A 12,732-nucleotide genomic window follows, 5' to 3' on the forward strand; every position below is an offset into this window, starting at 1 on the left:
TGATGGCTATTAATTAGAAATCCAAGATAATTAAAAACTTGGTATATTCCATTTTACAATTAGGGCATTGCCAAAATTGAGTGCAATCCTTTCCTAGTCATAGTTGGCAATTTATCGCTCAATTTATAGCTTTGCACCATGCAGACAAAGCCTTTTAAATATGTCTTTCGCTTACAATACCTGGGAATCCGCTACCATGGATGGCAAGTTCAGAAAGGTCTTAAAACCATTCAGGGTACACTCGAAAAAACTTTCAGATTTGTACTTAAGCACGAAGATTTCAATATACTGGGTTCAAGCCGGACTGACACAGGTGTTTCTTGTCTTTATGGAGCCTTTGAATTATTATTAAGCCATGAGATCAATCCCGAGGAATACATTGCCACTTTAAATGAATCCCTCCCTTCTGACATAAAAATCTTGAGTGCTGCTCAATCCACGTATGCTTTCAACATCATTCAGGATGTTGCCAGTAAAAGTTATGGCTATTATTTCGCCTATGGTGAAAAACCACACCCCATGTATGCAGGGTCGGTTGCCTATGCTGGCTTAAAGATAGATTTAAACATCATGCAGGAAGGGGCGGCCTTATTTGAAGGAAGACATGATTTTAGAAGATTTTGCACCCAAGGCAAAAACACCGATGATTTCGTAAGGAATATAATCCACTCCAAAATCGAAACGCCTCCTGAAAACCATTTTTTCCTACCTGAAAAAAACGTAAAGGTATTCAGGATTATTGGGGAAGGCTTTCTCATGCATCAAGTAAGAAGGATGACGGCAACACTTTTCCAACTAGGTAAAGGTGATATAACTTTAGCTGATTTAAAATATGCACTTCAAAGCCAGGAGAAAACTCCGTTTTGCGGAAAAGCACCAGCAAATGGCTTAATTCTTGAAAAAGTTGTTTTCAAAGACAATTTATTTTGAATTAAATCTACAAACCCAAGCAGTTACTTGTTCTTTTCTTACAAATCCGAAAATTATAAATTGAATAAAAAGCTTATTGCATAAACCATGTCAGGGTATTGAATTAAGTACTTCTAACTGTTTTTCAATGTCTTTTCACCTGTATTATTTGGATGACCCTGAGTGGCCACAACAATTAATTCAATCAAATTTGCTTGATTTCTTCCAAAGCTTTTTTTGTTTTTAGGATTTCAGATTACCTTCGTAACTTCATCGTTAAGAAGTAATACAGTTATGAGAACATGGTTTTTGTGTAAGGTAAAGTATGCCAAGGAAAATGAGGAGGGACTTCTCAAAAATGTCTCAGAACAATACCTAGTAGATGCAGTATCCTTTACAGAGGCTGAAGCCAGGATATATGACATGCTAGGAAGTGTCATCAGAGGAGATTTTCAAGTTACCAGTATTAGTAAAAGCAATATCGTAGATGTCTTTTTCTTCGATGATGTGGATGTCTGGCATAAATGTAAAATCACCTATATTGTAGCCGATGCAGACAGTGGTAAAGAGAAAAAGGTTACCCAATACATGTTGGTAACAGCCCACAACCTCAAGGAAGCCTACGACCGTATCTATGAAAGTCTGAACAATATGCTTGTAAGCTTTAATGTTCCTGATATTTCAGAAAGCCCAATCGTAGAAATTTTCCCTTACGAAAAGGATGATGAGGAATTAAATCCCGCTATTCCCGATAATTTAAAACCTTTATCAGAGGTAGAGAATGAAAGTGAAAATGTAGAAGAAACCCAATCCTAAGCAAGGTCAAGAACTTCTTCTCTTTATAAATCATACCCGAGATGGCCAAAAAGCCATCTCCTTTTTTTACCTATATAGCTTTCAGGTATGGGGGGACTAATTGGTATACGACTAGAAACTTGGAGGGAACCTTCCCAAATTCATTCTTCGAAGAAAATCTACAAAAGGTCACCTTATGGCTTCAATGCTTTTCTCAACCATATGCAGATCTGGATCAGGCACTATCGACGTATATAAATCGAAAAGCAACAATTTCTAAATGAAAATTGTTTTGTTTATTACGAAATACATATTACTTTATATATTAATAAGTTATTATTAACTTACGAATTGGTTAGAAGGAAATTATACTGCGATGAAAAGCTCATTAACATTTTTAGTTTGTATTATTTTATTGACGTTCAATTCAGTCGTGGCTCAGGATGACCGTACTGATAGGCTTGGGATTGGAATTGGCCCTTCTTTTATGTATGGGGACAACACAGGGGTACACAGCAAATTCAATTTTAAGGTATTACCAGCCATTTCAGTTGATTACCATAAGAAACTAACCCCTTACTTTGACCTCAAAGGAACATTAGGCTGGCAGATGATAAATAGCGGGGATCATTACAATCAAGAGCAAATCGATGTAATTGCTGCCGCAAACCTCCCTCATGCCTTTTCTGGAAATGTTTTTTATGGAGACGTTATGCCTATTTACCATATCAATCCAAATTTAAGCGGGTATATCCCTTCATTAATCAAAGTTTATACAGGTTTAGGGCTAGGGTATTTCTACGCCGACCGTAGGGATGAAAGGATTATTCCAAATGACCCAAGAGGAAGATCAGAGACCTACGATGCATCGGACTCAGGAATTTATATTCCTTTCCGCGTTGGCATTTTTAAGGAATTGAAATCCAATGCTGACATTGGTTTGGAATCAACTTTTATATACAGTCCCTTCGGCCAACTAGATGGTAATGATTTACAACAGAAACGAATCAAAGCTGACATGTTGATGCAACTGCAGTTTTATTATAGGATTTACATAGGTTACAAGTATTGATTCAGCAGCTTGTTAAACCACCAACGGTATGCAATAAAACGAGTAGGTTTATTATGGAGATCTCCTAAGGCTATAAATTAAACTTTGAAACTGCCCGAAGGTTAAGCTGCCGCTTAGAACAATCTAACTGGAGAGAGAATGTTTAATTAAGGATTTATAAATAAAGCTTTCACAAATCCATTTCAATTTAAATTCAGAATATATTTTTAAAAAAGCCCATAACTTTCTAGATTTAAAAAATCTTCACACCCAGATAACCTATGAAAATTAATAGTTATGTCCTGTTTCTCTCCCTTGTAGCTGCATTGGGAGGTTTTTTGTTTGGATTTGATACTGCTGTTATTTCCGGCGCTGAAAGGCAGATTCAGGAATTATGGTCTTTAAGTGATTGGAGTCATGGACTCGCAATTGCAATCGCCTTATACGGAACCGTTATAGGAGCCCTATTCGGAGGAATCCCTGCAGACAAATATGGTAGAAAGAAATCATTGATTTGGATAGGTATACTCTTCTTTGTATCCGCTCTAGGATCTGCTATAGCTCCAGAGATTTATTCTTTTATGATTTTCCGTTTTATAGGAGGATTGGGTGTAGGAGCATCTTCAGTAGTTGCCCCGATGTACATCAGTGAAATTTCACCTGCAAAAAACAGAGGTCAGTTAGTAGCTTTGTATCAATTCAATCTGGTTTTTGGCATTCTAATGGCTTATTTATCAAATTACCTTATCGATATAAACATAGCAGTAAACAGCTGGAGATGGATGCTAGGTATGGAGGCTATTCCTGCTTTAATCTATACACTCTTGGTATTGAGAGTACCTCAAAGCCCAAGATGGTTGATTGCTAAATGGGGTGATTTTGAAAAAGCAGAAAAAATCCTTAAAAAGACAGATCCAGAAGGTGTGGAAGAAGCCGTTAGACTTGCCCTGGAAGAGAAAAAGCTTAATAAGGTTACGGTAGGTTTTATGGCCTTGTTCAATAAGAAATACATAAAAATAACAATGCTCGCAATTTTCATCGCATTGTTCAATCAACTTTCAGGAATAAATGCCATCATCTATTTTGCTCCAAGAATTTTTGATATGGCAGGAATCAGTGCTGAAAGTGCCTTACTATCAACTGTGGGGATCGGTGTAATAAATATAGTTGCCACCATGTTAGGGCTATTTCTAATTGATAGGATCGGTAGAAAAAAATTAATGTACATAGGCTCATTCGGATATATTGTATCCTTACTTCTAATTGCCTTTTCATTCTCCGGTGCAGAGATCAATAGTTCTTTATTGCCGATATTTGTCTTCATGTTTATTGCTTCACATGCTGTTGGACAGGGGGCTGTCATTTGGGTTTTCATCTCTGAAATTTTCCCCAATGAACTCCGTGCACATGGACAATCTATGGGCTGTTTCACCCACTGGATTTTGGCTGCCATTATCGCAAATGTTTTCCCTCTAATGGCCAACCAATTTGGTCCAATGGTCATCTTTGGCTTCTTTGCATTAATGATGTTGTTGCAATTGGTATGGGTATTTACTAAAATGCCAGAGACTAAGGGTCGTTCACTTGAAGAAATTCAAAAAGAATTTGTAAAAGACAATGGTTAAAAAAATAATCTGTTTTGGTGAAATGTTGTGGGATGTATTCCCTAAAGAAAGCATTGCTGGTGGTGCACCTATGAATGTTGCCTTACATCTTCAGCATCTTGGTTTAGATGTAAAAATGATTTCTAAGGTTGGAGATGACAAACCTGGCCGTAAATTACTGGCATTTACAGAAAAGTATGGGTTAAACCAGGAGCTTATCCAGGTAGACAAGGAGTATCCCACAGGAAGTGTAATAGTAGACGATCAGGACAAGGAGAACATCAAGTATGAAATTGTAAAACCTGTAGCATGGGATCATATTCAATGGACTGAAGACATTGAGAAAGTAGCAAGGAATGTCAATGCGATAATTTTCGGTTCACTAGCAGCTAGAGAAGAAGAAAGCAAGGAAACGCTTTTCAAACTTCTAGAGACTCCTGTATTAAAAATTCTCGACATCAATCTTCGTCCTCCTTATTATACCGCAGATTTATTGGATCGACTTATGACCAAAGCGGATATATTAAAAATAAATGAGGATGAGCTTACCCTGCTTGCCAATTTCTATGACTTGCCTAACCAGATGGATGCAGCCCTGGAAAAATTAAGTGAGCTGTTTTCTTTTGAATTGGTGTGCATAACCCTGGGAAGTAAAGGAGCGGCTATCTATCAAGAGGGAGAAATCATCAAACATCCTGGCTACCCTGTTAAAGTGCAAGATACTGTGGGTTCCGGAGATGCATTTTTGGCTGGCTTTGTCAGCAAATATCTAGCGAAGGAATCACCCGAAAAAATTCTTGATTTCGCCTGTGCTTTAGGGGCATTGGTGGCCACCTTCAATGGAGGAACACCTCAATATAACGATGAAGACATTGCTGCAATTAAAAGCAGTGAACCCTCCGAATGAGATAAGCCATTCCAAAGGGTTCATTTTATTTTTCAGAAGGTGAATACATCCTGAAGAAGTAATTAGCTTACCTCTAATTAGAAACTAATACCGGCGGATAATTTAAATCCTCTGTTGTAAACTGAGGCATCCGAGTCTTTGAATACGGGATTAATTCCAAAATCATAGCTAGCTTGAAGATTAAGACCTTTCGGTAAATTATACCCAACGCCTACGACCACAGCCGCATCAAAATCACTTATATTGTCAGTATCCCAACCATAAGTATTCCCTAAGGCATCAGCTTCAAAGCTTGAACCTACTAGAACAGAAGCCTGTGGACCAAAAAATAGATTCACTCCATCTGTAGCGTAAATCCTAAACAATACTGGCAAATCAACATAATCCAATACAGCTCTGGAATTGACCATATCATCATTTTGTGTTCCTTTCACAGAATAATACAGCCCTGGCTCAATTGAGAACCGATCGGAAATAAATCCATTTCCATAAAATCCTGCATGGAAGCCAACTCGATTGTTGTAGTCATTGCTACTGACATCCGATCCACCCCAGGTGAAGAAATTTGCTCCACCTCTTACTCCAAATCCTGATTCATTTTGCGCCTGTACGGCCACTGTCCCCAACAGGAGAAACGATAGTAATAGTCCTAGTTTGTGCATAGTAATAAAATAATTGGTTTAGGTTTTAATTGATACCAATTCTATGCCAGAGATTATTTATTAATCAAATATTAATATAACACAAATGAACCAACCATTTAAACTCAGGTAAAACACAATATTTCCCCATATTTCATCCTTGCTGTTTGGCTGATTAAGTCAGATCAAACAACTCTTTTTTCAATATAACTGGAATTGAGAATGGCTAGAGCCCCCATGTATTTGAGTTGAAATTTAATAAGGTCGCCAACCTTGTAATTTTTAGGATTTTCACCCAAATTAATAATGATCATATCAGAACTGGCTCCCAGAATTTCGAATGCCCCATCATCAGGTAAAAGGTATTTCGGATCTACATCAAGTAAACCCAAATCTAAAATTGCCCGGAAGGAGGATTGCCCATAAAGAGATTCATCTATTTCTGTCACCTCTCCTTGAGGATTCGAGGCCAATGTTCCTGTGGGAAGCAAAGGCTTCTCTTGCATTTCTATGATCTCAGCAAACAGTTCAAAGACATTGTCATGCATTCCCTCAATGGTTTTTTCCTCAACCAAATCAACGCCAAAGTATAGGGTCTCCCCTATTCTAAAGTGGTTAACTCCCTTAGGCAATTGCTTGCGAAGCATAAGCGGGATGGTAACCGAGGTCCCTGCTGACACCCAAGGTATCTTCTTATTGAACTTAAGCTCAATGATCTGTTTGTAAAGAGAAAGCTGAATCAGTTTATCCGCCGAAGGAAGTACACCATTTAGGCAGTTCAAATTAGTTCCCAAACCTATCACTTCAATATTAGGCAAGTCAAAAACTCCCGCATAGAAATCCAGCAAATGGTCTCCCATGACTCCTTCGCGAAGGTCTCCAGTTTCTACCATAATAATAATCTTATGGCTTCTATTTTGCTTTACGGCTTCCTCACTAATCCACTTAATGGTATTTAATTCACTATTAAGACTTACATCCGCATACCTTACCACATCTCCCAGGTTCCTTTTAGATGGAGGCTTGATGTAAACAGTCTGAACATCAGGATTTAACTCCTTAATTTTTGCCAGATTGCTTATTCTGGAATCATGAATTTCATTGGTCCCCATATTAATTAACTCCTGTAGGTACATTCGATTACCACAAAGAATTTTGGACACAATACCCCATGACACATCATTTTCCTCAAACTCTTTTTTCAAAAATTCAAAGTTTGATTTCAGCTTGCCCCTATATAGATTTAAGAATGCCATATTATTTTTTCAATCTCATTTCTAAGTATTTATTCTCAAAACCCAATTTTTCATAGAGAAATTTTGCAGGATTATCCGGCTCAACATGAAGGGCGACATCCCCTTGCGCCATATCAATGGCTGTTTTCATTAGCTTTTTACCTACGCCTTTACCTCTTTGTGAGGCATCCACTGCTATATAAACAAGGATATTTTCAGGAATATAGCCAGACATACCTGTCTTATTGACAACTACAACCCCTACTAATTTCCCTTCTTCTCTGGCCATAACAGAAAAACCACCTTTATCTCCTGCCTGATCTAGTGCATAATCAAGGCAGCGCATGATATCCTCTTTGGGGTCACCATATTGATCAAGGTGCTCAAATAAAAAGTCAGCAATTTCAAGTTTTTGCAGATAGGTGGCATTGTCAATGGCCGATAGTGTTTCTAAGGTAAACATTTATGATTTATATTTTAATTAAATTTTAACTAATCAATTATTAATCTTGTATACAAGCAAAAACACTGCTAAAGATGCAAATACCCCAAAAAAGTTGGGATCAAGACCAAATGGCAGTGAAAGCTCCAAAACAGACAGAACAGCTGTTGTTCCTCCCCCTATCACCATGGATACCAAGGCAGCCATGGGAGAGCGCATGTTCCAAAAAAGGCCTGCAATAATGGGAACGAATAATCCGGAAACCATAAAAGCATAGGAATATAACATGAGTTCTAACACATTGGTCATTTGTAAGGCTATAATTAATGCAATAACTCCAATGAGCAATGTAAAGAACTGACTCATCCGCATTACGTATTGATCGTTTTTTGTCTTCAAAAATCGACCGAATATATCGGTAGTAAGATTTCCTGATGCAGCCATAAGACAAGAATCAGCCGTAGAAAGCACTGCAGAAAAATAGGCAGACATCATCAACCCCATTATACCCGGAGGCAAAACAGTACTTAATAAAATAGGTAATCCCATTTCCGGATCCAACGTTTCAAGACCTTCTACAATAAGTCCTTGTTCAAACGCGACCTTAGCCAAAAGACCTAAAGACACACCCATAAAAGCCATGATAGGCCATTCAAACAAACCTGCAATAAACCATGCTTTCTTGGCCGACTTTACGTCTGTACTAGCAAATATCCTTTGATAAAGGGTCATCCCAACAAACCAAATCGGTAGTATGGTAATGCCCCAATTGGCAAGATCCTGCCATTTTATATTGGTCAAAGAGAAATATTCATCTGGAAGGGTGTTTCTAATAACTTCCCATCCACCAACATGATAATAAGAGACCGGCAAACCTATAAATATAAAGCCCGCCATTAACACAATCCATTGTATAGTATCCGTATATATCACAGCTTTAAGACCACCCAATACAGTATAAACCACTGCAATGATGCCCATGATAAGTAAGGCCATGTTTAAATCTAAGGTTGGAAAGGTACCAGAAGCTAATTTGGCTCCTGCAAGAAGTTGAGAGGAAGTAAACCCAAGATAACCCACAAAGGAAATTATGGCAGCAGCGATTCCTACTTTTTTATCAAACAAATGCTGAAAGATCTGGGGCAAGGTGTAAAATTTTTCAAAAGCAGGATTGGCCCTTACTTTGGGAATCAAAAATACTGCGGCTAACCAAGCTCCCAACAGCCCCGTAAACAACATCCAACTACCTGAGAGCCCCATCATGAAACCCAAACCACCTAGTCCAACTGAAAAGCCACCGCCTACATCAGTGGCAACTACAGAAAGCCCAATATGCCAGCTCCCTATATTTCTACCACCAACATAATAGTCGTCCTGCCCAGTATTTTTTCTCATAAAATAAAAGCCTACACCGAGCATCAATAGCATGTAGACAATAAAAATAGATAAATCTATAATTGACATTTAGTATATGTTTTTTGATTAATTGCTACCTATAAATAAAAAAATATCTCACAAAACCTAGCTCCTTAGACAAGAACTATAAATTAAACCCGAAATATGCAATAGACATTCTATTACATAATCCGGGTTAAACATTTAATATTCATTATGGTATAGCAAAAAAAAGACCGGAAGTCCGGTCTTTAATATTTCAATGTGGTAAATTTCAACTTTCCTCTGTACTCAGAGACGCTGCGAAATACTCTCTATTTAGTCTCGCAATATTGCTTAGGTCAATTTCCTTAGGACATTCTGCAGAACATGCGCCTGTATTTGTACAAGCTCCAAATCCTTCACTATCCATCTGAGCGACCATTTTCTCAGCGCGCTCTCTTTTCTCCACTTTTCCTTGAGGTAACAAGGCCAATTGAGAAACTTTAGCAGACACAAAAAGCATGGCCGAAGCATTCTTACATGCAGCTACACAAGCCCCACAACCAATACATGTAGCCGAATCGAAAGCCTCATCCGCAATTATTTTTGGAATAGGAATCTCGTTTGCATCAGGTACACCACCAGTATTGACAGATACATAACCTCCAGACTGAATAATTCTATCGAAAGAACTTCTGTCCACTACCAAATCCTTGATTATTGGAAATGCATTGGCTCTCCAAGGTTCTATAGTGATGGTATCTCCATCCTTAAAAGAACGCATATGCAATTGGCAGGTGGTTGTTTGTGTTGGTCCATGAGGCTGCCCATTGATATACAATGAACACATGCCACAAATTCCTTCCCTACAATCATGATCAAAATGAACAGGATCTTCTCCCTTTTCTGAAAGGTCTTCATTCAAAACGTCTAACATTTCCAAGAAAGACATGTCTGAAGAAATTCCACTTAATTTATAATCTTTAAAGCCCCCTTTATCAGATGGGTTTTTCTGCCTCCACACTTTTAATGTAAGATTCATATTATGATGAATTTTATAGGTTCAATCAATTATTTGTAGCTTCTCTGTGTAAGCTTAACATTTTCAAAAACAAGCTCCTCTTTATTCAAGACTTCTTCTTTCCCTTCTCCTGCATACTCCCAAGCAGCTACATAGGCGAAATTTTCATCGTCCCTCAAAGCTTCGCCCTCTGGCGTTTGGTGTTCATCTCTAAAGTGACCGCCACAAGACTCTTCTCTATGAAGCGCATCAACCACCATTAACTCTCCCAATTCTAGAAAATCTGCCACTCTGTGTGCTTTTTCTAAAGAAAGGTTAAGCTCTTCTCCTGTACCCAAAACTTTCACATCCGACCAGAATTCCTTTTTCAATTCTTTGATCAATTCTTTGGCTTTGGTAAGTCCGGCAGCATTTCTAGCCATTCCACAATGGTTCCACATGATCTTACCCAATTTTTTATGGAAATGATCTACTGTTTTATTACCATTGATACTTAATAATTTCTGGATTTTCGCTTTTACTTCATCCTCACACTTCTTGAACTCAGGATGATCAACCGAAACCTTTTCATTTGGAATTCCAGCCAAATAATCACCTAGCGTGTAAGGTATAACAAAATAACCGTCAGCTAAACCTTGCATAAGTGCAGAAGCTCCCAATCTATTGGCTCCGTGATCGGAGAAATTGGCTTCACCAAGTGCGTACAATCCTGACACATTTGTCATTAGATTATAATCTACCCAAAGACCGCCCATAGTGTAGTGAACAGCTGGGTATATTTTCATCGGTGTTTTGTATGGATTTTCTCCTGTGATCTTCTCATACATATCAAACAGGTTACCATATTTGCCTTTTACCGCATCTTCTCCATCACGTAAAATGGCGTCTCTGAAGTCCAGGAATACTGCTTCGCCTGTTTCGTTTACACCTCTTCCTTCATCACAAACGTACTTCGCATTACGAGAAGCAACATCCCTAGGTACTAAATTACCAAAAGAAGGGTATTTTGTTTCAAGGTAATAGTCTCTGTCCTCATCTTTAATGTCTTTAGGTGCTATTTCCTTTTTCCTTAACTTTTCAGCCATCTCTACCGTCTTAGGTACCCATACCCTGCCATCGTTCCTTAAGGACTCTGACATAAGGGTTAACTTCGACTGATGATCCCCGGAAACCGGAATACAAGTAGGGTGTATCTGTGTATAACAAGGGTTGCTAAAGTAAGCTCCTTTTTTATGTGCTCTCCAGGCAGCGGTAACATTTGATCCCATAGCGTTGGTTGAAAGGAAAAATACATTCCCATAACCTCCTGTACAAAGTAAGACAGCATCTCCACTATGAGACTCAATCGCTCCTGTAATCAGATTCCTTGTAACAATTCCTTTGGCTTTGCCATCGACGGTCACTACATCCATCATTTCTGTACGAGGATATAACTTCACCTTACCATTGGCTACCTGTCGACTTAGTGCCGAATAGGCTCCCAATAGTAATTGTTGCCCAGTTTGGCCCCTTGCATAGAATGTACGGGAAACCTGAGCACCACCGAAGGAACGGTTGGCAAGCAAACCACCGTATTCTCTTGCAAAAGGAACTCCTTGGGCCACGCACTGATCAATAATATTGACAGATACCTGCGCCAAACGATAAACATTAGCTTCTCTTGAACGATAATCGCCACCTTTTATGGTGTCATAAAACAATCGGTAAACAGAATCACCGTCATTTTGATAATTCTTAGCAGCATTGATACCTCCCTGAGCGGCTATTGAGTGTGCTCTTCTTGGGCTATCCTGAAAACAGAAAGCCTGAACATTATAACCCAACTCAGCAAGTGAGGCTGCAGCAGAAGCTCCAGCCAAGCCAGTACCTACTACTATAATATTGTATTTTCTTTTATTGGCCGGATTGACCAATTTCACATTAAACTTATGGTTGGTCCATTTTTCAGCCAAAGGACCATTGGGTATTTTTGAATCAAGTTTCATCAATATTCAAATTTAATTTCCCTTTAATTTCTTGAATTTTAGTCTCCTTAGCTTCCCTGAATAAACATCACAATGGGAATCAATGCAAATAATGCTGGTACTATAATGGCAAATGCCAATCCTAATTTTTTGATAAAAGGGGTGTATTTCTTATGATTAATTCCTAAAGTTTGAAAAGCACTGGCAAAACCGTGGGATAAGTGAAATGCCAATATCCCCATACTTACAACATAGAAAATTACATAAAAGATGTTTTGGTAGGCCGCTGATACAATGGCAAAGCTATCTTTGTAACTCACACCATCATAGGTAGCAATTGGCACTTCACCAAACTTTAACTCATACCAAAAACCTCTCAAGTGAACCAGGATAAAAATCAAAATCAAAGTTCCGAGAATACCCATACTTCTAGAACTCCAAGAGCTATTCTCTGAAGCTTTACTTACGGCATAACCAATCGGTCTTGATTTTTTGTTGTGCTTGGTAAGGATAACGGCATAGACCGCATGAAGAAGAATAAAACCGAAGTTTAAAATTGATACAATTCTGATCAATGGATTCGAGGCCATTGTCTCAGCGTAAATGTTAAAGGATTTTCCTCCGTCTGGAATGATTAATTGCAAGTTCCCCGCAAGGTGAACTACCAGAAACAAAATAAGAAATAATCCCGTCAGGGCCATTAATAATTTTCTGCCCAGCGTACTATTTAAGGTTTTAGATACCCAACTCATATAATTTTTCGTTATTACGGTTTGATCTTTATAT

Annotated in this window: 12 protein-coding genes; 5 read left to right on the forward strand and 7 right to left on the reverse strand. The window is 38.4% G+C overall.

What is annotated here, in order from left to right:
- Positions 1 to 138: 138 nt before the first annotated feature.
- From truA to CA2015_RS03930, 5 genes are all read left to right on the forward strand, one after another.
- Positions 139 to 930 (forward strand): tRNA pseudouridine(38-40) synthase TruA, encoded by a 792-nt coding sequence (gene truA / locus CA2015_RS03910; RefSeq protein ID WP_048640714.1) that lies wholly within the window; start codon positions 139 to 141, stop codon positions 928 to 930.
- 273 nt (positions 931 to 1,203) lie between these two features.
- Entirely contained in the window at positions 1,204 to 1,725 is a 522-nt protein-coding gene (locus CA2015_RS03915; protein ID WP_048640715.1) for a DUF4494 domain-containing protein, read from the forward strand.
- A gap of 355 nt (positions 1,726 to 2,080) precedes the next feature.
- Positions 2,081 to 2,776 carry a hypothetical protein gene (locus CA2015_RS03920; protein WP_048640716.1) on the forward strand — a complete coding sequence of 232 codons (696 nt, stop codon included), beginning with the start codon at positions 2,081 to 2,083 and terminating at the stop codon, positions 2,774 to 2,776.
- Between the two features lie 260 nt (positions 2,777 to 3,036).
- Positions 3,037 to 4,380, forward strand: coding sequence for a sugar porter family MFS transporter (locus CA2015_RS03925; protein ID WP_048640717.1), 1,344 nt, complete (start codon positions 3,037 to 3,039; stop codon positions 4,378 to 4,380).
- On the forward strand, positions 4,373 to 5,266 hold the full coding sequence (locus CA2015_RS03930; RefSeq protein WP_048640718.1) for a carbohydrate kinase family protein: 894 nt from the start codon (positions 4,373 to 4,375) through the stop codon (positions 5,264 to 5,266). The genes CA2015_RS03925 and CA2015_RS03930 overlap by 8 nt, the downstream gene beginning before the upstream one ends.
- 77 nt (positions 5,267 to 5,343) lie before the next feature.
- On the opposite strand, the gene CA2015_RS03935 is transcribed toward CA2015_RS03930, so the two are convergent.
- The 7 genes from CA2015_RS03935 to CA2015_RS03965 form a co-directional block, all read right to left on the reverse strand.
- On the reverse strand, positions 5,344 to 5,928 hold the full coding sequence (locus CA2015_RS03935) for a porin family protein (RefSeq protein ID WP_048640719.1): 585 nt from the start codon (positions 5,926 to 5,928) through the stop codon (positions 5,344 to 5,346).
- 164 nt (positions 5,929 to 6,092) lie between these two features.
- Complete coding sequence (locus tag CA2015_RS03940) at positions 6,093 to 7,163, reverse strand: alanine racemase (RefSeq protein ID WP_048640720.1); 1,071 nt, start codon at positions 7,161 to 7,163, stop codon at positions 6,093 to 6,095.
- Position 7,164: 1 nt separating this feature from the next.
- A complete protein-coding gene (locus CA2015_RS03945; protein ID WP_048640721.1) occupies positions 7,165 to 7,605 on the reverse strand; it encodes a GNAT family N-acetyltransferase in 441 nt (146 codons plus the stop codon).
- A gap of 33 nt (positions 7,606 to 7,638) precedes the next feature.
- The gene (locus CA2015_RS03950) at positions 7,639 to 9,048 is read right to left on the reverse strand and encodes a sodium:solute symporter family protein (protein ID WP_048640722.1); all 1,410 of its coding nucleotides are present in this window, start codon (positions 9,046 to 9,048) and stop codon (positions 7,639 to 7,641) included.
- Between the two features lie 205 nt (positions 9,049 to 9,253).
- On the reverse strand, positions 9,254 to 10,003 hold the full coding sequence (locus tag CA2015_RS03955) for a succinate dehydrogenase/fumarate reductase iron-sulfur subunit (protein ID WP_048640723.1): 750 nt from the start codon (positions 10,001 to 10,003) through the stop codon (positions 9,254 to 9,256).
- A 29-nt stretch (positions 10,004 to 10,032) separates the two neighbouring features.
- Positions 10,033 to 11,967: a fumarate reductase/succinate dehydrogenase flavoprotein subunit gene (locus tag CA2015_RS03960; protein WP_048640724.1), complete on the reverse strand. Its 1,935-nt coding sequence runs from the start codon at positions 11,965 to 11,967 to the stop codon at positions 10,033 to 10,035.
- Positions 11,968 to 12,014: 47 nt separating this feature from the next.
- On the reverse strand, positions 12,015 to 12,698 hold the full coding sequence (locus CA2015_RS03965) for a succinate dehydrogenase cytochrome b subunit (protein WP_048640725.1): 684 nt from the start codon (positions 12,696 to 12,698) through the stop codon (positions 12,015 to 12,017).
- Positions 12,699 to 12,732 lie beyond the last annotated feature (34 nt).

Source organism: Cyclobacterium amurskyense, from assembly GCF_001050135.1.
Classification (GTDB): Bacteria; Bacteroidota; Bacteroidia; order Cytophagales; family Cyclobacteriaceae; genus Cyclobacterium; species Cyclobacterium amurskyense.

Bases quoted from the DNA above. Each gene is read 5' to 3' on its own strand.
- CA2015_RS03940 (WP_048640720.1), bottom strand. From the start codon at position 7,163: ATGGCATTCTTAAATCTATATAGGGGCAAGCTGAAATCAAACTTTGAA.
- CA2015_RS03965 (WP_048640725.1), bottom strand. From the start codon at position 12,698: ATGAGTTGGGTATCTAAAACCTTAAATAGTACGCTGGGCAGAAAATTA.
- CA2015_RS03930 (WP_048640718.1), top strand. From the start codon at position 4,373: ATGGTTAAAAAAATAATCTGTTTTGGTGAAATGTTGTGGGATGTATTC.
- CA2015_RS03950 (WP_048640722.1), bottom strand. From the start codon at position 9,048: ATGTCAATTATAGATTTATCTATTTTTATTGTCTACATGCTATTGATG.
- CA2015_RS03920 (WP_048640716.1), top strand. From the start codon at position 2,081: ATGAAAAGCTCATTAACATTTTTAGTTTGTATTATTTTATTGACGTTC.
- CA2015_RS03960 (WP_048640724.1), bottom strand. From the start codon at position 11,967: ATGAAACTTGATTCAAAAATACCCAATGGTCCTTTGGCTGAAAAATGG.
- CA2015_RS03935 (WP_048640719.1), bottom strand. From the start codon at position 5,928: ATGCACAAACTAGGACTATTACTATCGTTTCTCCTGTTGGGGACAGTG.
- truA (WP_048640714.1), top strand. From the start codon at position 139: ATGCAGACAAAGCCTTTTAAATATGTCTTTCGCTTACAATACCTGGGA.
- CA2015_RS03955 (WP_048640723.1), bottom strand. From the start codon at position 10,003: ATGAATCTTACATTAAAAGTGTGGAGGCAGAAAAACCCATCTGATAAA.
- CA2015_RS03915 (WP_048640715.1), top strand. From the start codon at position 1,204: ATGAGAACATGGTTTTTGTGTAAGGTAAAGTATGCCAAGGAAAATGAG.
- CA2015_RS03945 (WP_048640721.1), bottom strand. From the start codon at position 7,605: ATGTTTACCTTAGAAACACTATCGGCCATTGACAATGCCACCTATCTG.
- CA2015_RS03925 (WP_048640717.1), top strand. From the start codon at position 3,037: ATGAAAATTAATAGTTATGTCCTGTTTCTCTCCCTTGTAGCTGCATTG.